Below are 19,988 nucleotides of genomic sequence, written 5' to 3' on the forward strand. Positions count from 1 at the left end.
CCGCCGCTCAGCCGCCGCTTCCCCCGCGAAGGAAGACGTCAGTGACCAGCACCGAACTGCGACTCGATCAGCTGCGTGGACCGGTACCCCCGATCCCGCACAACGCACGCACCATCGCCGCGCTCACCAGCAACCCCGCATGCTCGCGCCGTGCCGTGATGGACTCCGCGGGCGTCGACAAGCGCGCCGTGGCCGCCCGCGTCGGTTTTCCGCCGCCATACGGGCAGTCGCCGTTCGCGATCACCCGCACCCAGGCGTTCGAGTCGCAGGTGAAGGCGAACGGCTGCGCCGAGCTGCTGCGGATGCTGCGCGAGGTGCTCGACCTGTCGATCCCCGAGGTCGCCTACCAGGACCTCGAGGACGTCGCGGGCAATGCCAGCCAGGAGGTGCGGCACAAGCTGGCCCGCCAGGTCCTCGGGGCCGCCGCGAACGGCGCGGACGACTTCGGCACGCTCTTCGACCACCCGCTGCTGCGGCTGCCGGTCGGCGGGCGGCAGGTGTTCCTGGAGCCCGACCTGATCGCGTTCCAGTTCCAGGGCACGTTCCACGTCATCGAGATCAAGTCGTTCGCGGTCATCGACGGGCAGGCCGACGGCGGCAAGGTGGCCGCTGCCGCCGTGCAGTCCGCGGTGTACGTCGTAGCTCTGCGCCGCCTGCTCGCTGACCTGGGCCACGACCCTGCTGTGGTGTCGCACAACGTCGTCCTGGTGTGCCCGGAGAACTTCTCCAACCACGCGGTCGCCACGAAGATCGACGTGCGACGGCAGTTGACTGTGCTGAACCGGCAACTCGACCGGATGACCCGCATCGACTCGCTGCTGCAGCCGCTGGCTCCAGCATTGACGTTCGACCTGGCGCCGGACCGCGACGGCAAGCCGACCCGGCCGGTCGGCGAGTTGTGCGACGCGCTGGAGCACATTCCGGCGCGGTACTCCCCCGACTGCCTTTCCATGTGCGAGCTGTCCTACTTCTGCCGCGACGAAGCGCGCGGCACCACACATGCGCTCGGGCGATCGGTCAGCGAGGAACTCGGCAGCGTCGAGTCCGTGGCCATGGCCCTTGGCCTCGCCGGTGGTTCGCTTACGCCGTCACCGGAGCAGGTCGAGGCCGCTGGGGTGCTGCGAGCGGCCCTTCGGCTGCGCAACGAGTGCTTCGGGTTGCCGGCATGACGTCGCTGACCTCGCTTGCCCGGGCGCTCGCGGTGCAGCAGGAGGCCGCTCAGCAGATCACCACGGTCCGCCACACCCACATCAGCGAACGGCCGCTGGTCTTCATCCCGCTGACGTTGGCCGGGGAAGCCAACGCTCCGCTGGCCGCGATGCTCGGCGACTCCCCCGGCGAACCGCAGCTGCTCGTCGTGCCGCAGCCGCGGAACCGTGACCAGCGCTTCGCGTTCGCGGCCGAGCTCGGGCGGCTGATCTTGTCCTATGTGGACAGCTTTGCCCGGCATCAGGAAGAGGTACCAGGGAAGAACAGCCGATGGCGGTTCAGCGATGCGCCGCAGATCCTCGTGCCGAACCCTGGTGGGGTCGGGTTCATGCAGCTCTTCGGGCGCTCGACGAGGCTGCGTCGCACGTACGGCGAGTACGCCGTCCCGCCGGTGGTGCCGCTGCTGGGTCGGTGGCTGACGTTCTTCGCTGAGCGGGCGGAGTATCCGGGGTCTTCGTTGTTACTGCCGATGACGTCGGCGCTCGGGGCGCACTGGGCCACCGGGCAAAGCAGTGTTGAGGACGCCAATCTTGCTGCGTTGCTGGCCTGGATCGATCCGCCTGTTGGCGTGTCGCCGTTCGACGCTGCGTTGGCCGCTGAGGATCCGGAGCACTTTCCGCCAGCGGGTCCGACCACCGATCCGACGTTCGACGCCGAGCGGCTGGCGCCGGCCATCGACCGGTACGCGCGTACCGACGGCAACCCTGCCGCCCGTTCGCGTGCTCTCGCGCTGTTGCAGGACAACCTGCGCTCCCAGCTCGCGCCGACCTGGGATCTCATGTGGCGGGGCGCCGATGTGCTGCGCCAACTCACGCCTGGGTCCACCGTCGTGAACCGTTGGGCCGAGGACCGCGACGCGTACACCAACTACGTCGCCTACCTTGGCGGCGACAATCCGCTGCCGCAGGCTCGGCGCGACAGTGCTGTTGCCGCGGCTCGGCGGCTCAGCCGGCTGGAGCGTGCGCAGGCTGCTTATGACGCGCAGCGGGCCCTGGACGACCCGCTCGTGATGGCGGAGTTTCGGCTTGCCGGTGAGGCGTTCAGCGGTACGGTCGTCGCCGCCTCGCCGGATCGTATCGACGACAGCGGGGCTCGTCGGAAGCTCCGGCCTCGGATCACGGTGCGGACGCGGGATCCGTTGCGCTTGAACGTCGGCCAATCAGTGTCGTCGCCGGCCCGGCAGTCCCAGAATGCGCAGATTCTCGCGCTTACCCCGATCGACGGTTTTGTGGACGTGGAGCTGGAGCTCAGCGGTGGCATGGGGCGTTCGCTCACCGCCCCACCTGGGTCGATTCCGGCCGAGGGCGAGCTGATCACGTACAGCACGGTGTCGGACGCGTTCCAGCCTTCCGGGCAGTTCCCGGATGTCGCTGACACGCCCTGGACGCACGGCGGGCCGCCGGCGCCGCCGATGCCGACCGAGGAAGACGCTGTGGAGGCCTGGTCGTGACCACCGACGTGTTTCCTGCTGTTCTTTCCGACCTGCAGTTCGGACCTGGTCCGGGTGTTGTCGTGGACTCGCCGCCCGGGGCGGGGAAGTCGACGTTGGTGGTGCGGGCGGCCCGGCACATCGCCGCGTCCGGTGAGCCGCTGGCGATCGTAGCCCAGACGAACGAGCAGGTCGACGACCTCATCACCAACCTCGCCACGGCCGCGCCGGACCTGCCGATCGGCCGCCTGTCATCGCAGACTTACACGCCAACACCCCGGATCGGTACCCACCGCAACGTCGCCGTCGACACGGCGATCGCGGGGTTGGGCGGCTCGCAGGTCATCGTCGGCACCGCCGCGAAGTGGGCCACCCTGACCAGCGGCTCCTGGCCCTGGGCAATCATCGACGAGGCGTACCAGATGCGCTCCGACGCACTGCTACGAATCGCCGGCCGCTTCGACCGAACCCTGTTCGTAGGCGACCCCGGCCAACTCGACCCGTTCTCCACCGTGGAAACGGAACGCTGGGCCGGCCTGTCCTGGGACCCACAACTCAGCGCCGTGGCAGTGCTGCTACGCCACAACGAAGACATCAAGGTCCACCGCCTGCCGGTGTCCTGGCGCCTACCCGCCACCGCCGCACCCGTCGTCTCGGAGGCGTTCTACCCGTTCACCGGCTTTACGTCCGGCACTGGCCTCGGCGACCGCTCTCTGACCTTCGCCACGCATGCGTTCGGGTCCTCGCCGATGGACACGACGCTGTCGACCGCGGCCTCTACAGGCTGGGCGCTGCACGAATTGCCAGCCCGACACAGCATGCGCACCGACGTCGAGGTCGCTTCGGCATGCGCAGCCGCAGCAATGCGGCTGCTGCAACGCGGGGCAGTCGCGGTGTCGGAGAAGTCCCCGGACGGCACTCCGGTGACCGCGGGTCGAATCGCGATCGGCACCGCACACCGGGACCAGGCGGCAGCTGTCCGTCAGTTCCTTCCACCGGACTCGGGGATCACCGTCGACACCGCGAACCGACTCCAAGGCCGCGAGTACGACGTCACCGTCGTCTGGCACCCCCTGTCCGGCCGCAAGGACGCGACAACCTTCCACCTCGAGTCCGGCCGGCTCTGCGTTCTGACCTCCCGCCACCGTCACGCCTGCGTCGTGGTGGCGCGGGCGGGGATCTCGGAGTTGCTGGACGCCCACCCGTCCACGGGCCGGATGTACCTGAACGAGATCGTGAAATTCCCCGACGGCTGGGAGGCGAACCAAGCGATGATGTTTCATCTTGAGCAACACCGCACATCAGCCACGTAACGAAAGCACTACACACCCGGCTCACACTGCCGCGCCAACCGTTGAAGCCCGCACATCAACAATTTTGGCCTGAAATGTCCAACGAAGATTGCTGACACGTCTAGCAGGCGCCTGCTTCACGGCGGGAAGGATCGGGATATCGCATGAGACCTGGACACCGGACGGCGAATCAAGGCATCTCGACACATACATGCGAAGATACGCAGATGCTGATCGGCCATCTGTCCAGCTCTCTAGCGCGTACCCAGGTTGTCGGTTCACGTCTTGTAGTTTCTTCACTCGAACAATCAATCAAGGCAGACGTGCCGTTGATTATCGACGACCTACCGTCCGATGCAATCGAATTTCTTGCAGGAGCTCGACAACAGCAGGCCCTGAGCGGAGAAGCGCATGAGGCGCTACTACCTTTAGTGTACGTAAGCGGGGCGACTTTCGAGCTGGCCCAGGTTCCCAAGCTTGCCGGCCTACTTGACGGCGTTCACAGCATCGCACCGGGCTGGCCGACCGACCTGTCGGCCAGCACTACGAAGTTCGCAGCGCTCGTCGCAGGATGGGATGAGGCACTTTGGTGTGACCGATACTTGTACGGAAATCCGAAGATCTTGAGCGGCTTTCTGTCTCTCCTGCGAAAAAAGACAGACACCAGATTTCGGCTACTTGGGGCGCTCCCCACCTCTGAAAGTGGCCATACGGCTTCGGAGGTCAGGACGGCGCTACAAGGGCACGTCGACGTAGAAGCACGGTTCATGCACCGTCTCGACTACAAGACATTACACGACCGGCATCTCGTACATATTGGCGCCGGCAACGGATTCGTACTTCCTGTCAGCCGGGCTATCTTTGGGCTGGACAATGCGGGCAGCGCCATCGTCGCGCCAGCGGCGCGCTTCGGCATTATTTATGCCGACTACTGGCGGCGCGCTTCCCCAGTCTAACGAAGATCTAGGCCAGCAGTTTCCAGCCGTATGCAGTGACGATCGGGCCAATCGGTTGAGCCAGCCGCGGTCTCGGGTTGAGATCTTGCCGGGATATCGAAGCAGGCCGGTCAGCAAGTAGACGGCGCACCACCGTGGAACGATCTATCGATCCACGGTGGCAACCCCAAGAGCGTGACCAAGAGAGCCGACGGCGGGACTTGAACCCGCAACCTTCCGATTACAAGGTGTCGCCTCAGGTAGATCTGGCAGGTCATACCCGGTCACAGCAGGTACATTGAGCTGCAATGATTACCCTCTGTGCCCTCCTGAGACCTGGTGGATCCGGGCATGGTTTCGCTACCGATCTTGCTACCGCTTTCACGCTGCGAACGCTAGCCCACGGCGCTCTGAAGCATCGCGCGGCGGTCGTTGCGTGATGTCGCGGATGCGAATCGCCCCTTGTCGGCGTGAGCCAGCAAGGGGGCGGTCGTAGGAAGCGGGATGTCCGGCTGGAGCCGGTAGGAGCTCCACGAGGGCTCGGGAGTCGCCGTCCTCGTAGCCGCGGATGTAGCCGGCCAGGTAGACGACGCTGGGCCGAGACGGATCACTCGTGCGGTCAGGCGTCGAAGGGCCGAGGCGATCGCGCTTCGTGAGCTGTCGTGCCAGAGCGAGTCCGGCAGCCAGACCTACGAGTGCCGCGGCTCCGCAGGCCGTCATGGTCCGAGCCGTGCTGTCCATCTACCGGTCTCCCCGTCGGCGCGTCCATAACGTCGCCTACACGATGCCGTGTCGGGGCGACCTTCGGTAGTTGGCCAGCCTCGCCGAGCATCACATGCGCGGCCTTCCGGCCGAGCCGCACCGCTAGTTGATCAAGGTGGCCCCAGCGGGTTGCCGCCCGCTGAGGCAGTCCCCCTCTTTCGACTTGGAGTGCAAGAGAGATGGCAAGGAGCAGCATACGTGCGCGCCCCGGACCTGACGTGGATCAGGATGGTCGAGATCCGGGTTGGCGTGAGCGTCGGGTTCGTCGGTTGGAGCGCGATGTCGCCGTTGTGGAACGGACCGGTGGGTGGATCGACCGCGCGGTGTGGGGCATTGCGCTCGGCGTGATGGTCTATGGAGCGGTCAATGTCACGCCGCTGCTCATCGAGCATGGTGTGCTGCGGTGGACGGCTCCGGGCCTGCCGCTGATGGTGGACCTCGCGATGTGTATCGGGCTCTGGGGCGACCGGATCATGCACCAGTACGGCCGCACGGCCGGGTGGGTGACCGTCGCTGCGGTGGATTACCGCGACGATGACGCTCGCGCTCCAGGCCGCCAGGGCAGGGCACCACTCCATCGATACGTAGGCGGCATTCGGAGTGGAGGGTCATACCCGCCAACTCGAGCGGCACCTCCAACCGACGCACGGCGCTGGCCACCCGGGCACGCCCGATGATGCGTCCCCGATCCTGGGTGGAGTTGTGCCACGCGCCCCGGGTCGTGTAGAGATCAGCTTCACCGCCATGCAGCAGCAACCGATTCACCACCGCCCCTTACCGTCGTGGCGATCTTGTGAGCACCACTGCACTTGGGTCACGTCGTCGGCGTGGGCCTGGGATCCGGCGATCCATCGGGGTGTACTCATCACAGGATCGCCGTCTCTTCGAGGAGGCCCGTGAACGTACTCGATTCCCTCCTGGTCGCCGCCCAGGCCCGGGTGCGTCCCGAAGCCAGTCCGGCTCCGGTCGGGCGGAGCGTATGCAGGGTCGACCCGGGTGATGTACGCGCGTTGGTCGTACCGACAAAGTCGTCTCAATCGACTGAACCGGACATCCGGTTCGAGTCACGCCTGTCGCTAGAAGGTGCCCGGTGCCGAAGGTGGTAAACGTCGTCGGACGCGATGAGCGACTGAAGGAGCTGTCAGCTCGATTTGGCGAGCTGACGCAGGGCCGAGGCGGCATTGTCTGGGTCGGCGGCGAGGCCGGCATCGGCAAGTCGTCACTCGTCGCGGCCGCCCTCGACGATCCGGCGGCCGAGGACCTGCGGGTCTGGTGGGCCAGCGGCGACGAACTGAGCGCCCCGACCGGGCTGCGGTTCCTCCTGGAGGCCATCCCCCGTGACACCGAGGACCGCCAACAGATTCTCGACCTCCTGGCCGGTCGGGGGTCGGGCACCGACGTGATCCGGGCGGCCAGCGAACGGATCATCGCGCTCTTTGATCGCGAGTGCACCCGAGCCCCCCTGGTGCTCGTCGCGGACGACCTGCAATGGGCGGACGAGGAGAGCCTCGACACGCTGCTCGGCTTGTTCCGCGTCGCCCGCCAGAGTCCGCTGCTGATCATCGCCACGGCCCGGCCCTTGCCCGAACCGGACGCGCTCTCCCGCCTGCGCGCCGCGACGCTGCGCGACGGGCAGGCCACGTCGATCATGCTACTCCCGCTGGAGGCTTCGTCGATGGACGCCATCGCCGAGTCGCGGTTGGGGGCGCCACCCGGTCCGGTGTTGCGCGAAGGGGTCGTGGCGACCGCAGGGAACCCTTATTACCTGGTCGAGATGCTCAACGCGCTGGTCGAGGAGGGCGCGGTCGACGTCCGGAACGGGATGGCGGAGATGCTGCCGGGGACGTCGCCGTATCCGGCGTCGCTGAGCACCATCATCGGCCGCAGATTGGGCTTCCTGTCCGCCGGCGCCCGGTCGACGCTGCGCACCGCGGCCATCCTGGACTCGCGATTCACGATCACCGACCTGGCGTCGATGTCGAGTCGACCGCTCCCGACCGTCGTCGAGCACGTGGACGAGGCGCTGCAGGCCGGCCTGGTTGTCGAGCTCGGTCGCGAACTGGGCTTCCGCCACCCGTTGATCCGGCAGGTCCTGCACACCCAGGTGCCCGAGGCTGTGCGGATCGCCCTGCACGAACACGCCGCCCGCCGGCTGGCGGCCGAACAGGCGTCCTGGGACCGGGTAGCCCGTCATCTGCTCGCTGCCCCCGAGACCATCGACGGCTGGGCCATCGACTGGCTCCTGGGCATCCCGCGCCCGGCGCTGCTGGCGTTGCCAGCCGTGGCCGTCGACCTGCTCACCCGCGCTCGGGCCGGGCTGGCGACCGGTGATCGGCGGCGGGAGGCGGTGACTGTCCGGCTGGCCGCCGCGCTGCGCATCCTCCGGCGACCGGAGGACTTGGCCCGACTCGGGTCGTCGGCGTTGGCTGGGATAACCGATCCCAGCGATGCCGGCGAGTTCGCCTGGCACCTCAGCCGCGGCTACCAGATGCTCCCCGCCCAGAGCGCGGAGGAGATCACCGTCATCGACGGCCTCCTCGAGCGCCTCGACCCTGGGCCGCTCTGGCGAGCCCGCCTGCTGGCACAGCGTGCGGTCACCGTCGCCAACGCCGGCCGGGTCGAGGAGGCCGGGCGAACCATCGCCGAGGCGATCGAGGCCGGGAACCGGGCCGGCGATGCGATCAGCATCGGGTACGCCCTCGCCGCCCAGCTCCAGACCGCGGGCCCGGAGGAGGCATACGAGGTGATCAAACGCGCGCTTGCCCTGCCCTGGCCCGACGACCCGGAGTCGACCGACCTGCGCATGCTGTTGCTGGTCAACCGTCTGATCAACCTGCTCAACCTGTCCCGATGGAGCGAGTTCGAGGCGGCCCTCGGGACGACCATCTCGGAGGCGGAGCGAGTGGGCTCGCTCCGGATCACCGAGGTGCACAACACCGCCATGGCCTACTTCTACTCCGACGGCCAGTGGGATCAGGCCATGCTGTACGCGACCCAGACCGAGGCCCGAACCGCTGAACAAGCGCTCCTGCTCCGCGGGTTTGTTGCCCTCATCCACGCCCGGCGGGGCGACGCCGAACTCGCCGCTGAGCAGATCGCGCTGTTGGGCGAGCATCCCTATGGCAACGGGGTGGCCGCCCTGATCGCCGCCCGGCCGTTGATGTGGGCGCGGGCCTGCCTGGCCGAGACCGCAGGCGATCTGGCTGCGGCGACCGCCGAGCTGACCGTATGGCTCGACCCGGAGGACATGTCGAGCCCGCGCGCTCGCTGGGGACGATGGGGGTGCGTATCCAGGCTGGTTCGCCTGGCCCTCGCCGCCGGCGACCTCGAGCTGGCCGAACGGGCCGGCGCCGCGGCGGTGGACGATGCCCGGGACTTGCCGTCCTCGCCCAAGTCCCAGGCCAACGTCGACCTGTGCCGGGGCATGATCGACGGCGACCCGGAACGGCTCCGGACGGCGTACAAGCTCTTCGAGGCCCATCGAGCGCCGCTGGACGCGCTGACCGCCGCCGAGGAGCTCGCCGTGGTGCTGGCCAAACAGGGGGACCTGGAGAGGGCCCGCAGCGTCTTCGCCGGTGCGGCGGACCGGTACGCCGCGATGGGGGCCCTGACCGACCTACGTCGGCTCCAAGGCCGGCTGCGCCCCCACGGCATCCGGCGCGGCCCCCGGGCCGCGAGTCGGCGCCCGGCCGTCGGTTGGGCGGCGCTCACCGAGACCGAACGGACCGTCGCGCGGCTCGTGGCCGAGGGGTTGTCGAATCCCGAGATCGCGAGCCGCCTGTTCGTCTCCCGCCGGACGGTCGAGACCCACGTCGCACGCGTCCTCAGCAAGCTCCAACTGCGAAGTCGGGTCGAGGTCCGACTCTCCGCGGCCGACCTCTCGCAACCCTAGCGTCGCACATTCCCACACCCGGTCCCCGAACGTCAGCCAGTCCCGACCGTCAACTGGTTCCCACTGTCAACACTCGGTCGCGATGGCGCACCGGAACGCGCGTAGCGCCTGGTACGCCCGCGACGAGACGGTGGCCTCGTCGACACTGAGCAACTCAGCGGTCTCCTCCACCGAGCGACCCCGGTAGAACAACTCGGCGATCACCGTGCAGTGCTCGGCGCTCAGCTGTTTGAGGGCCAGCGCGACCTGCTCGTCGGACGCGCTCCCGGCGAGGTTTCTCGCGTTCCTGTACCGCGGGCCCGGTTGGGCGGCCCGGCCCGACCTGGACCGGACATAGCCGATGGCCACCCGTCGCGCCAGGGTAAGCAGCCAGGACGAGGAGGCAATCGGGTCGGTGCCTGCCGGCTCGAGCATCTCCGATGCCCGCCGAACCGTCTCGCGCACCAGGTCCTCGGTGGCCTGGCGGTCACCGTCCGTCCACCGTGACAGGAACTGACGCAACGCCGATGCGTGGACCAGGTAGAGCTGCTGGGTACGGTCGTCGGCCTGGACCGAACGCGAGCCCGGCCCCGCCTCGACAGACGGTTCTGGCGATCGACTCATGCGGTTCGAACCTCCTCTGCATCTCTCACGGAGGCTATGAGTCGGCACCGCCGGCACGCATCAGTGAGCTTACGGAGGTTTTACAAAGACCCAGGACATCGACAGTATGGTGTGCGGCGCGACGACGTCGGCCCGTTCGTCAAGGAATCCGCCGGACATGTGAGCCGTTTGGGGAAGTTGCTCGTATGTTTTCGACATGGCAGGGACGGCGGGTTTGGCACGGACCATGAGTGGCACCCCAGTGCGTGGTGACCACCGGCCGGTGTTGCGTCCGCCGGGCCTGTTCGACCTCGACCTGATGGTTTCCCCAGACGGCGGCCTGGCCAGTCGGGACCGTATCCAAACCCCGCTGAGCGCGGCCGACGTCGTCGAGCTCGTGCGCCGGGCCGGAGCGACGGACAGCGACCTCCGGCTGCTCGCGGTGCCCGGCGAGCAGAACCTACCGCTGCTGCAGGCGGTGGCCCGCCAGCTCGGCCGCGACATCCTGGTGCCCCCTATCGGCAGCGACTTGATTCGCGTGCCGGCCACGCCGGCGAAGCCATTCGGCCCCCTCCGCCGCGACGCCGCGGACGAGCCCGAGGCAGACGAGGTCGTACCGGTGGACTCGGAGACCGGATACCCGGTGGAGTGGGTCACCATCCAGCCCGACGGCCGCGTCGGCGCCGCCGTCGGCTGGTACGAACTGGTGGGCGGTCTGATCGTGCCCCGCCACGGGCTGGTCACGGTACCGTTGCCGGACGGCGGCCGGATACTGGCCACCCGCCGCTCGTTCGTCGCGGAGCGGGCAGCGGCGGCCACGCTGCGCACCGGGCACCCCGCTCTGATCACCGTCAGGGTGGGTGTGCGGGGCGGCGACTTCGTGCTGGGTTTCTACGACCGGCGCACGGAGGTGGTCGACGGCGCGGACCTCGCGGCCGCTCTCGCCACGGTGCCGCTGTACCAGGCCAACCTGCGCATGTGGTTATCATGGCCCGAGCCGGAGGCGGAGCGGCGCCGGATGCGAGTGAACCTTGCCCTGCTCGCTGACGCCACCGGCGCGACGGTGTGGGCCCCGGCCGAGCCCGGAGCGACGGCTATGCTCGACGGCTGCCTTGACCTAGCCGTGGTGGATCCGGACGGGCGGCCCGCCTGGTGGCAGTCGTACGGTCAGCCAGGACAGTTCGAGTCCGATGTTGACGGGCGTCTGGTGCCGATCGGCGGCGTGGACGTGGCCAGTACGCCCGGCATCCCGCTCGTCAGCGGACACCGCGGCCAGCCGCGGCTCGAGCCGACCGCATGGCCGGGATTCGCCTGCCATCTGCCGATCCTGCCGGGCGGCCGGATAGGAATGCGGTACGCCGACGGGACGCTGCTTGCGATCGGGCCGAGGCAGTTCGCGCAGTCGCTGCGCGACCACGGATGGTCTGGCGAGGACGTGGTGGTGGTGTCGCCAGTAACGCCGGAGCAGGTCGCCGGCACCCGTCGGCATCTGGCCGTCCTGACCGCGCAGCTCGGCGCAACGATCACGATCGCGGCCGACGCGACATCGGGTCCGCCGCCCTCGCCCGCGAGGCGGCTGACGCCACCATCCCCGCCGCGGTCAGCTGTTCCCGCACCCGCACCCGCACCCGCTCCGGCACCGCGCACTCCGGCCCCGGCCGACGCCCCGCCGCCCCCTACTCGACCGACCGATGATCGACGGCCGCCGCGGCTCCCGGACTATGCCCGGCCTGCGGTGAACGACACGCTGGCGCGGCTGGATCCCTCCGATCGAGCGCAGGCGGACCGCCTGGTGCGACTGGCCTGGGCAGTGGCCGAGCACCTGGTTGGCCAGCGCCACATCGCCGCCGTGCCGCCGGGCGAGCGCACCGAGCACCTGGCCCGGCTCGGCGCGCTGACCGAACTCATTGACCAACTCGTCGAACCGCTCGACCCGACGCCCGACCCAGCCCCACTGCCGGCAAGCACCGCGACCGACGGCCCACAGCCCGACCCGACGCCCGACCCAGCCCCACTGCCGGCAAGCACCGCGACCGACGGCCCACAGCCCGACCCGACGCCCGACCCAGCCCCACTGCCGGCAAGCACCGCGACCGACGGCCCACAGCCCGACCCGACGCCCGACCCAGCCCCACTGCCGGCAAGCACCGCGACCGACGGCCCGGAGCCGGCGACCGCCGTGGCCCTAGCCGACGAGTTCCTCCCCGATCCGTTCGCCACCCCGACCCGCATCTGGCGATTCATCGATGGACCTCGAATAACGCTGGCGCCGCCGGCCCCGCGGCACGGCCTGGCCTGGCTGCCCGCGCAGCCGCAGACCAACGCGGAGGCGTTCGACGCCTTCGTCGCGTGCGGCGCCGATCCCGAGGTGGCCCTCACCGAGGGGGTTCCGTCACCGGCGCTGTTTCTGGCCGGGTACCTCGACCGCGAGCAGCTGGCCGCCCGGACGGCACCCGGGCACGCGCTGCGGATCCGGGTGGAGACCGGCGGAGCCGTCGACATCGTGGCGAGCGAGGCGACCCCGCCGCGCGAGTACGCCGCCGCGCTCGAACTCGACGACGTCTACCTCCTGCCGGTCGGCTGGCTCTCGCGCTGCCGGGTCACGGCCATCTACGAGGTCAGTCGCTCCGGCGACCCAGTGCTGACGCGCGAAGTGGACGGCGCTCCACTGAGGCTGGCCCCGGCCGGTGCCTCCCACGGCGTCGATGGTCTCCCGGAGGAGGCGCAGCGGTGGCCTCACGGTCGGCTGCGGAGCACGGCGACCCGCTACGTGCTGGTCCCCGAAGCTGGTGGCCTGGGTCCGTGGCAACGTCTGCACGCCCATCGCCCCGCCCCCCGTCCGGGCCCCGGAATCCTGGCGGTCCGGGTCGGGCGCGGACAGGCCATCGACATCACGGCGACCGCGTCGGCGATGGCCGGCCTGACCGCGGTCCGGTCCACCGCGTCGACGCTCGCGGCGGAAGGGGTGGACCTGCTGCTGCCCGCGAGCAGCTACGGCGCGGCGACGGTGGTGGGTGCGTGGCGCTGGCGCCGCGACACCTGGCAGTCCGTCGACCCGCCAGCCCGACGGCTCAGCGCGTGGACCGATAGCTGGCCCGACGCGTCGCCACGATCGATGTGAATGCCAGAGAACCGCGGACCGCCGGGATACGTACTTCCGGCCAGTCACGCACCATCCCTCACAGTGGAGGCCATGTCATGTCCCCGGAACTGGCTGATTCGAGCGTCGGCGCCACCGCGTGGCTGCTGTTCAGCGCCGGGCGCGACCTGTCGCAGCACGGCGAAGTCGCCTACGGCCTGCCGGCCGCCGGCGAACCGTCGAGTCATGCTGATGCGGTCCGGCCCGCGGGTCAAGGCCTGACGGCGAGCACGCCTTGGCGGTGCTCGTGAGCCGCGGCCAGCGCCCGCGGTGGGGCACGCGGTTGTTCGTCATGGGGTTGCTGCTCGTCGTGGCGAGCGGGCTGTTCGGCACGTTGTGGCTACAGGTCAGCCGCGCCAACAGTGCCGAACTGGCCCGCATCGACACCGAACGGCAGGCGCTGCCGTACCTGCGGGCCCTCGGCGGCCTGACCGGTGAGCTGGTCCAGGCCCGAACCGCGGCCACGGCCGGCCAGACCGTGCCGTCGATGACCGCTGCCCTGGTCGCACTGTCCGATGCGGACGCCAAGGTGGGAGCGGACCTGTCCATGACCGAACGCACGGCAGAGCTGCGAGCAGCGGTCGAACAGGTCCGCGCCGACGGCCCGACCGGGCAAGCGGCCCGGGAGCGATACGGTGACCTGATCGTGCAGGCCGGTAGCCTCATGCAGTCCGTGAGCGCCGCCGCACAGCTGATCGCCGACCCGCACCCCGAGGTTCGGGTGCTCATCGACGCGGTCGTGATCCACACGCCGACGCTGGTGGCCGCCGCCGGCCGGGTCGCCGACGTTCCCCCACCGGCCAAACCGAACGCGTCCCCGTCATCCGACGTCGTCCAGCTCGCCCTGGCCCGGCACGATCTGACGACGGCGTACGCGGGACTGACCGCCTCGGTGCGCATGGCCACGGAGACCGGCGCCAGCAACGGGTTCGTCGCCGACGCGACCCGCCAGCTCGACCAGCTGCAGCTCAGGCTTGCGTTATTGACGACGATCAACCAGCCGACGTCGGCGACCGCGAACGCCGCGAGCGACGTTCGTCAGCAGACGAACCTGTTCATCACGAGTGCCCTGGCGGAGGTCGAGTCGTCGCTGTCGCAACGGGTCGAGACGCTGACCCAGCAACAGGTCATCGCCACCGTGACCGTGATCGCCGGCATCGCGCTGACGCTCGTCATTCTGTGGCGGACGGCCGTCCCGGCCCGGGCCGCGTCGGCCGAGGAGACCGGCGGCGACGGCGCAGACGTGGCCTCGGTGTCGGTGCGGTCGCCCACCGTCGATGCCCAGGAACTGCTGGAGATGGCGGAGCTCGTCCACGTCGGCCGGGGCGTCCAGGCCCGCCCGCGGGACGGAGCCGACAATGCCTAGCATCCGGGTCGCCCAGCGGCTCTACCTTCTGCTGGTGGTGCCGGTGATCGCGCTGTTGACGATCGCCATCCCGGCTGCCGCCGACCGGCTCAACCGGATCCGGGCCGCCGAGAGCCTCGCGGCGACCATGAGCGACGCCCAGGCGGTGGCGCCGGCCATCGAGGAGCTGCAAACGGAGCGACTGCTCGTGACGGCGTTCCTGAGCGCGCCGGCCGACTACCGGGAGGACCTGTCGCGGCAGTTCTTCGCCACCACCGAGGCCGCCGGCCGGGCACACCGATCGTTGACCGGGCCGGCGGCGGTCAAGCTGCACGACCAGTTGGCCAGGCTGGGTGAAGTGACCGCCCTGCGGCAGGACGTGATGGCCGGTCGGGGTGCGGTCGCGCAGGTGCTGCCGACCTACACGACGCTGATCGAAGCGCTGCTCAACGAGTTGGCCCGGGTTGATCCGCCGATCGCGACGGCCCGGGAGCCCCAGGCCTTCGACGCGCTCCTGCGCAGCAACGAACACGCCAGCTTGGCGGCGACGGCGCTCGTCGCCGCGCCGGCCGATGCCCCGCTCGCGGCGTCGGTGGCCGACCAGGCCGTGCTGCTCGGTCGCGGCGATGCCGAACGTTTCGGCCGGCTGGCCGCGTCGGGGCCGGTGGCCGTCCTCGACGGGATCCAGCGAGGATCGGCCACGCAACACCTCGACGCGGCCTTGGTGGACATCACCGCCGCCCGGCCCAACGGACTGCCCCTCGACGAGCGGCTCGCCCTGGCCCAGGCCACCGCCGGGCAGCGCAGGATCCTGCGCGCCCACGTCGGCCGCGAGCTGGTCGCGCAGACATCCGCGGCGGCATCCGCCGCCCGGCTCGAGTCGCTGGTGCTCGGCGCGGTGGCCGGCGTGCTCGTCATCGCCTGCCTGCTCCTCGGCGTCCGGGTGATCGGGTCGGTGACCCGCCCCCTGCGGCGGGTCGCGGTCGCCGCCAACACGATCGCCGACCTGGCCGCCAGCGAGATGGCCCGTATCAGCAGGGACGACGAGGCCGACACCGAGTCGGCTCCCCGCCTGGCCGCGTTGACGCACCGTTCATCGGACGAGATCGGCGAGCTCGCCTCGGCGTTCAACCGGGTACAGGCCACCGCGGCCCTGCTCATGCAGCAGCAGGTGGTGACCCGCCGCAACGTCACCCGGATGTTCGGCAACATCGCCGTAGGCCCGCCTGATCCTTCCCCCGGCGGCTTGCGACGGCGTCAGCCCGGGACCGAGGCGCCCACGCCAGGGCCGGCAGGCCCGCCGGCCATGCGGTCGGCCCCCACGGCCGACCCCGAGGCCGAGCGGACGGCGCTGAACGCGTTCGTCGACGGCACCCACCGGGCCGACAAGCAGACCGCCGCGTCGCCCCGGGCGGACCTGCGCCGCCGCGAGCCCGGGTGAGATCTCGATCCTCTGGCCCGTCCGCCGGTCGGCCTCCACCGCCGGCTGGAATCCCCGTCCCCAGCGACCGACCCCGAAGCCGAACGCGAGCAGCTCACCGGCTACCTCGACGGACTGGCCCGCACGGCCGAACCGTACCCACCGCGGTCCCGACCATGGAGCGCCTGATGACACTTCCCGCCCGGATCAGCGCCGAGGCACAGCTGTTCAACCGGCTCCTCAGTCGATTCGCGACCGAGACGGCCGGAGTGAAGGAGGCGATCGCCGTCTCGTCCGACGGCCTGCTGATCGCCAAGTCTGCGACGGTCGACCGGGCGGACGCCGACCGCCTGGCCGCCATCACCTCGGCCATGTCGGCCCTGGCCAACGGGGCGGCCCGCCTCTACGACCTCGGCGAGACGCTCAAGGTCATCATCGACCTCGACCGGGGTTACCTGGTGGTGCGGGCAATCGGCACGGGGTCCACCATGGGTGTGTTGGCCGCGAAGGCGGCCGACCTCGGCAATCTCGCCTACGACATTGCGATGTTCGCCAATCAAGCCGGGAGCGTGCTCACCCCCACGGTCATCGATGAGCTGAAGAACGCCGCGCAATCGTGACGTCAGTCCTGCGGTTGACCCGAGCCGACCGCCGACCGCAGCGCCCGAAGCGCGTGATAGGTCCGCGACTTGACGGTGCCCTCGGGCACGCCGAGTATGCGGGCCGCCTCAGCGACCGAGCGCCCGCGATAGTAGATCTCGAGCAGGACCTGACGATGGTCCACCGACAGCGTGGCCAGCGCCGCCCGGACCGTGTGACTGTCCAGCATACGGTCGATCTCGTCGACGCCCGTGGTGCGATCGGACATGTCACCGACACCGATCTCGGCCACGCGAGCCTGCTTGGCGCGGCTCGCGTCGATCGCGATCCGGCGCGCGACCGTGAACAGCCACGGCCGGATTGTCGTGAGGTCGGCGTTGAGCTGGGCGAGGTTCTTCCAGGCACGCAGGAACGTCTCCTGCAGCAGGTCTTCGGCCACCTGCCGGTCGCCCATCGTCCAGCGCAGCAGGAACCGGTGCAGCGCGGGGCCGTGCAGCTCGTGGAGCTCCTGCATCCGGCGGTCGGCGTCAGCCGGTGCTCGGTGTCCGCCGACCATTCAACGAGGCTCCCTCGGAATCGCTACGAAAAGCGCAACCACATCTGGCGCGGTACCAGAAGATCCTTCCGGATTCTCACATCGGCAATGATGTCTGACAACCCGAACATCATCGTCAGCGATCACCCGTCAGGCTCATCATCGGCCCGGTCAAGCTCATCGAGGACACCCACCGGCAACGACGCCACCAGCAACGCCGCCGAACCCAGGTCGTCGTACTCGGCCCGGCAGTCGGCGCAGTGCAGCAGATGGGCCTCGACCGCCTGCTCGTCTTCGACTGGGAGCGCTCCCGAGAAGTAGCCGGCCAGCCGATCGAGGACGTGCGAACTCCCCGGCTCGGTGCTGTATTCCGGTCCCATGTTCAGTGGCCTGCTCCCGTCGGTCCACGCCCAGCTTCGCACGACCGCGCGTTGCGGACCAGCCCCGGGCGGTCCGTTCACAGCGGTTTCGCGATCGGCCACCGGGCGGGATGAACCGGATGCCAGGCCCGCTCGTTGGTGCAGGAGTGCTGATACCCCCGAAACCCGGACCCGCACCAGCCGTCGGCCGGGTGGCGCGGCGCGTGGCGGCCTGGTTGCTCTTCGCGGCGCTCCTCGCCGGCACTGGGCACTTCGGTGCCGTCCGCGCCTTCGCGGAGGAACCGTCGCCATCGACCTCAGTGGGCCAGGCCAACCCGGTCAAGTACTACGTCGTCGGGACCACCGGCACGTCCGAGCGGCAGTACCTGTTTCAGATCGCCGCCCGGACTCTCGGCAATGGACGTCGCTATCTGGAGATATTCGAGCTGAACAAGGGCCGACTCCAGCCGGATGGGCAGCGACTCGAGGACCCGCTCGTTTTGATGCCCGGGTGGATCCTCATCCTTCCGGCTGATGCCGACGGGCCGGGCGTCCTGGTTGGCACGCCACCGATCTTCGGTAGCGCACAGGCTCCGCCGTCGACGACCGGTAGCGGGGCAGCGCCGCAGTCGTCCAGCGGCAGCGGTGTACGCGTGGCCGCCTTCATCCTGGTCACTACCATCCTCGGCCTCGCATTGCACCTGCTGCGGCGCGGTCGCCGGATCAGGCTCCCCGCGCCCGCGCAAGCGGCGCTCGACTCGGGGCTTGAGCGAGTGCCCGCCGTCCGGCGCCGGTGGGCCCACACGCCCCAGGACGGCGGCCGGTTCGAAAGTGGCGCGGTCGAAGACGACGCCCTGATCGAGCACAGCCGGCCGATCGAGCCGTCCGCGCGGCCGACGCCGCCGGCGCCCGCACCGGAACCGGAACCGGAACCGGAACCGGAACCGGAACCAGAACCGATGATATCCGCGGACCCAGTGATGACACGGGTAGAGGCCAGTCTGCGGGTCGGTGCGGACGTGGTGACCGTTCGCCTCATCGGCGCCCGCCCGGACGCGGATGCCGATTTCCTCGGCCGCGGCCTGGTAGGACCGCGCCGCAGCGGCGGTGCCGTGGTACGGCTGGGTGAGGCGGGGCCGGACGCGCTCTGGGTGGACCTCGCGGTAAGCCCCGACGTCGTCAGGATCACCGGCGTGCGCGCCGGGGTACTCCGCCAGGCGGCGGAGATCGCGCGCCAACTGTTGCAGGCCGGAGTGTCGACGGTCGTCGTCGACGACGTTCCCGGCCTCAACGATCTGGCCAGCCGCCGCGTGGCGTCGCTGCGTGAGCTCGCCGACGGGCCCGGCTCGGCCCCATTGCTCGTCGTCTTTCTCGACGAACTCGCCTCGACCGACGTGGCGATCCTGCATGAACTCATTGCCCGGCGGCGGCCCCGGGTGGTGCCGGTCGCGGTCGGGTCCGGGCCCCGGTCCCGCTGGTCAATAGCCGTATCGTGATCATGCAACGCCCGGCCTCGACAATAACTACAGTGAGGTCCACATCAGACAGGGCGCCCAAACAGAGGGCCGTCAGGCCCAACTCCTCACACTCGGCCAGACAGGGACGACACCGCGCCAAGTGCGCCTCCACCGCGGCGATCTCATCGGGTGACATCTGACCCAACGCATAGATTCCGAGCAGTGTCCGTATTTGCTCATGATCGTCTTCACCATCGCGGCGCATCGCCTAACCCCTCACAGATGCAACATCACCGACCGTACGACGAGCGTCACGATACGGATCGTTCAACCAAGCCATAGAAATCTCACATGCTCGCGGCACTCCCTCACGTCGCCGGGTTGGTGGACAGGTCCATGGCCGCATGAACGTTGCCGACGGTCGACGCGTATTACCCCCCGTGGTGACAGGCGAACAGCAGGGACGGCGCGGCGACCCCGCGGGAGCCGCGCCCGACGGCGACTCCGATACTGCGGTCCGCGCCCTCTACGAGGCGCACGGCTCCGCGCTGCTCAGCTACCTCATACGCCTGACCAAGGGGGATCGGCACCGGGCCGAGGATCTTCTCCAGGAGACTCTCGTCCGCGCCTGGCGGCATCCCGAGGCCCGGGTGGACGGCAACTGGAGCCGGCCGTGGCTGTTCATGGTGGCCCGGCGCATCTTCATCGACCACGTGCGGGCGACGCTGGCCCGTCCCACGGAGGTCGGCGACGAACGCCTGCAGGAACGTCCCGCGACCGACGACCGGATCGAACGGGTCGGCGAGCAGGCACCGATTCTCGAGGCGGTCCTGGAACTGCCACCCCGGTTCCGGGACGTCCTGATCGAGGTCTACTTCCGGGACCGGTCCGTGGCGCAGGCCGCCGAGATTCTCGGCATACCGGAGGGCACGGTCAAGTCACGAAGCTTCTATGCGCTGCGCGCCCTGCGAGAACGGTTCGCCGAACGCGGCCTGGTCGCCGATGAAGGGCTGGCTGATCTCGGATGACCAC

Annotated in this window: 16 protein-coding genes; 12 read left to right on the forward strand and 4 right to left on the reverse strand. The window is 69.6% G+C overall.

The window, feature by feature from the left end; translation table 11 throughout:
- The first annotated feature begins 41 nt into the window (after positions 1-41).
- The 5 genes from OHA72_RS06085 to OHA72_RS06105 all read left to right on the forward strand — a co-directional run bounded on the left by OHA72_RS06085 (position 42) and on the right by OHA72_RS06105 (position 9,519).
- Entirely contained in the window at positions 42-1,169 is a 1,128-nt protein-coding gene (locus tag OHA72_RS06085) for a hypothetical protein (protein ID WP_327006867.1), read from the forward strand.
- Entirely contained in the window at positions 1,166-2,659 is a 1,494-nt protein-coding gene (locus tag OHA72_RS06090; protein ID WP_327006868.1) for a hypothetical protein, read from the forward strand. Before OHA72_RS06085 ends, OHA72_RS06090 begins: the two co-directional genes overlap by 4 nt.
- Positions 2,656-3,951 carry an AAA family ATPase gene (locus OHA72_RS06095; protein WP_327006869.1) on the forward strand — a complete coding sequence of 432 codons (1,296 nt, stop codon included), beginning with the start codon at positions 2,656-2,658 and terminating at the stop codon, positions 3,949-3,951. Before OHA72_RS06090 ends, OHA72_RS06095 begins: the two co-directional genes overlap by 4 nt.
- A gap of 206 nt (positions 3,952-4,157) precedes the next feature.
- The gene (locus OHA72_RS06100; protein ID WP_327006870.1) at positions 4,158-4,886 is read left to right on the forward strand and encodes a hypothetical protein; all 729 of its coding nucleotides are present in this window, start codon (positions 4,158-4,160) and stop codon (positions 4,884-4,886) included.
- A gap of 1,831 nt (positions 4,887-6,717) precedes the next feature.
- The gene (locus tag OHA72_RS06105) at positions 6,718-9,519 is read left to right on the forward strand and encodes an ATP-binding protein (protein WP_327006871.1); all 2,802 of its coding nucleotides are present in this window, start codon (positions 6,718-6,720) and stop codon (positions 9,517-9,519) included.
- Positions 9,520-9,585: 66 nt separating this feature from the next.
- Here OHA72_RS06105 and OHA72_RS06110 read toward each other — a convergent pair whose 3' ends face one another.
- A complete protein-coding gene (locus tag OHA72_RS06110) occupies positions 9,586-10,122 on the reverse strand; it encodes a sigma factor-like helix-turn-helix DNA-binding protein (RefSeq protein WP_327006872.1) in 537 nt (178 codons plus the stop codon).
- A 196-nt stretch (positions 10,123-10,318) separates the two neighbouring features.
- Between OHA72_RS06110 and OHA72_RS06115 the strand changes: the two genes are divergently transcribed.
- The 5 genes from OHA72_RS06115 to OHA72_RS06135 all read left to right on the forward strand — a co-directional run bounded on the left by OHA72_RS06115 (position 10,319) and on the right by OHA72_RS06135 (position 16,625).
- Positions 10,319-13,222: a hypothetical protein gene (locus tag OHA72_RS06115; RefSeq protein WP_327006873.1), complete on the forward strand. Its 2,904-nt coding sequence runs from the start codon at positions 10,319-10,321 to the stop codon at positions 13,220-13,222.
- 77 nt (positions 13,223-13,299) lie between these two features.
- Positions 13,300-13,491, forward strand: a complete 192-nt coding sequence (locus OHA72_RS06120; protein ID WP_327006874.1) for a hypothetical protein — start codon at positions 13,300-13,302, stop codon at positions 13,489-13,491.
- The gene (locus OHA72_RS06125; RefSeq protein WP_327006875.1) at positions 13,476-14,606 is read left to right on the forward strand and encodes a hypothetical protein; all 1,131 of its coding nucleotides are present in this window, start codon (positions 13,476-13,478) and stop codon (positions 14,604-14,606) included. Before OHA72_RS06120 ends, OHA72_RS06125 begins: the two co-directional genes overlap by 16 nt.
- Positions 14,599-16,026 carry a nitrate- and nitrite sensing domain-containing protein gene (locus OHA72_RS06130; protein ID WP_327006876.1) on the forward strand — a complete coding sequence of 476 codons (1,428 nt, stop codon included), beginning with the start codon at positions 14,599-14,601 and terminating at the stop codon, positions 16,024-16,026. Before OHA72_RS06125 ends, OHA72_RS06130 begins: the two co-directional genes overlap by 8 nt.
- A 155-nt stretch (positions 16,027-16,181) precedes the next feature.
- On the forward strand, positions 16,182-16,625 hold the full coding sequence (locus OHA72_RS06135; protein ID WP_327006877.1) for a roadblock/LC7 domain-containing protein: 444 nt from the start codon (positions 16,182-16,184) through the stop codon (positions 16,623-16,625).
- 2 nt (positions 16,626-16,627) lie between these two features.
- Here the strand turns inward: OHA72_RS06135 and OHA72_RS06140 are convergent, their stop codons facing one another.
- Both OHA72_RS06140 and OHA72_RS06145 read right to left on the reverse strand, forming a co-directional pair.
- Positions 16,628-17,161: a sigma-70 family RNA polymerase sigma factor gene (locus OHA72_RS06140; protein ID WP_327006878.1), complete on the reverse strand. Its 534-nt coding sequence runs from the start codon at positions 17,159-17,161 to the stop codon at positions 16,628-16,630.
- A 122-nt stretch (positions 17,162-17,283) separates the two neighbouring features.
- Entirely contained in the window at positions 17,284-17,520 is a 237-nt protein-coding gene (locus OHA72_RS06145; protein WP_327006879.1) for an anti-sigma factor family protein, read from the reverse strand.
- A gap of 203 nt (positions 17,521-17,723) precedes the next feature.
- On the opposite strand from OHA72_RS06145, the gene OHA72_RS06150 reads away from it, so the two are divergent.
- On the forward strand, positions 17,724-18,995 hold the full coding sequence (locus tag OHA72_RS06150; protein WP_327006880.1) for a hypothetical protein: 1,272 nt from the start codon (positions 17,724-17,726) through the stop codon (positions 18,993-18,995).
- On the opposite strand, the gene OHA72_RS64550 is transcribed toward OHA72_RS06150, so the two are convergent.
- Complete coding sequence (locus OHA72_RS64550) at positions 18,913-19,221, reverse strand: anti-sigma factor family protein (protein WP_442788524.1); 309 nt, start codon at positions 19,219-19,221, stop codon at positions 18,913-18,915. The genes OHA72_RS06150 and OHA72_RS64550 overlap by 83 nt on opposite strands.
- Positions 19,222-19,399: 178 nt before the next feature.
- Between OHA72_RS64550 and OHA72_RS06155 the strand changes: the two genes are divergently transcribed.
- Positions 19,400-19,984 carry a sigma-70 family RNA polymerase sigma factor gene (locus OHA72_RS06155; protein ID WP_327006881.1) on the forward strand — a complete coding sequence of 195 codons (585 nt, stop codon included), beginning with the start codon at positions 19,400-19,402 and terminating at the stop codon, positions 19,982-19,984.
- The last annotated feature ends 4 nt before the right edge of the window (positions 19,985-19,988 follow it).

Origin of the sequence: Dactylosporangium sp. NBC_01737 (assembly GCF_035963215.1) — a bacterium.
GTDB lineage: Bacteria > Actinomycetota > Actinomycetes > Mycobacteriales > Micromonosporaceae > Dactylosporangium.

Excerpts from the sequence above, each read along its gene's own strand:
- OHA72_RS06120 (WP_327006874.1), top strand. The coding sequence starts at position 13,300 with ATGTCCCCGGAACTGGCTGATTCGAGCGTCGGCGCCACCGCGTGGCTG.
- OHA72_RS06090 (WP_327006868.1), top strand. The coding sequence starts at position 1,166 with ATGACGTCGCTGACCTCGCTTGCCCGGGCGCTCGCGGTGCAGCAGGAG.
- OHA72_RS06115 (WP_327006873.1), top strand. The coding sequence starts at position 10,319 with ATGGCAGGGACGGCGGGTTTGGCACGGACCATGAGTGGCACCCCAGTG.
- OHA72_RS06140 (WP_327006878.1), bottom strand. The coding sequence starts at position 17,161 with ATGGTCGGCGGACACCGAGCACCGGCTGACGCCGACCGCCGGATGCAG.
- OHA72_RS06100 (WP_327006870.1), top strand. The coding sequence starts at position 4,158 with ATGCTGATCGGCCATCTGTCCAGCTCTCTAGCGCGTACCCAGGTTGTC.
- OHA72_RS06130 (WP_327006876.1), top strand. The coding sequence starts at position 14,599 with ATGCCTAGCATCCGGGTCGCCCAGCGGCTCTACCTTCTGCTGGTGGTG.
- OHA72_RS06135 (WP_327006877.1), top strand. The coding sequence starts at position 16,182 with ATGGAGCGCCTGATGACACTTCCCGCCCGGATCAGCGCCGAGGCACAG.
- OHA72_RS06110 (WP_327006872.1), bottom strand. The coding sequence starts at position 10,122 with ATGAGTCGATCGCCAGAACCGTCTGTCGAGGCGGGGCCGGGCTCGCGT.
- OHA72_RS06145 (WP_327006879.1), bottom strand. The coding sequence starts at position 17,520 with ATGGGACCGGAATACAGCACCGAGCCGGGGAGTTCGCACGTCCTCGAT.
- OHA72_RS64550 (WP_442788524.1), bottom strand. The coding sequence starts at position 19,221 with ATGCGCCGCGATGGTGAAGACGATCATGAGCAAATACGGACACTGCTC.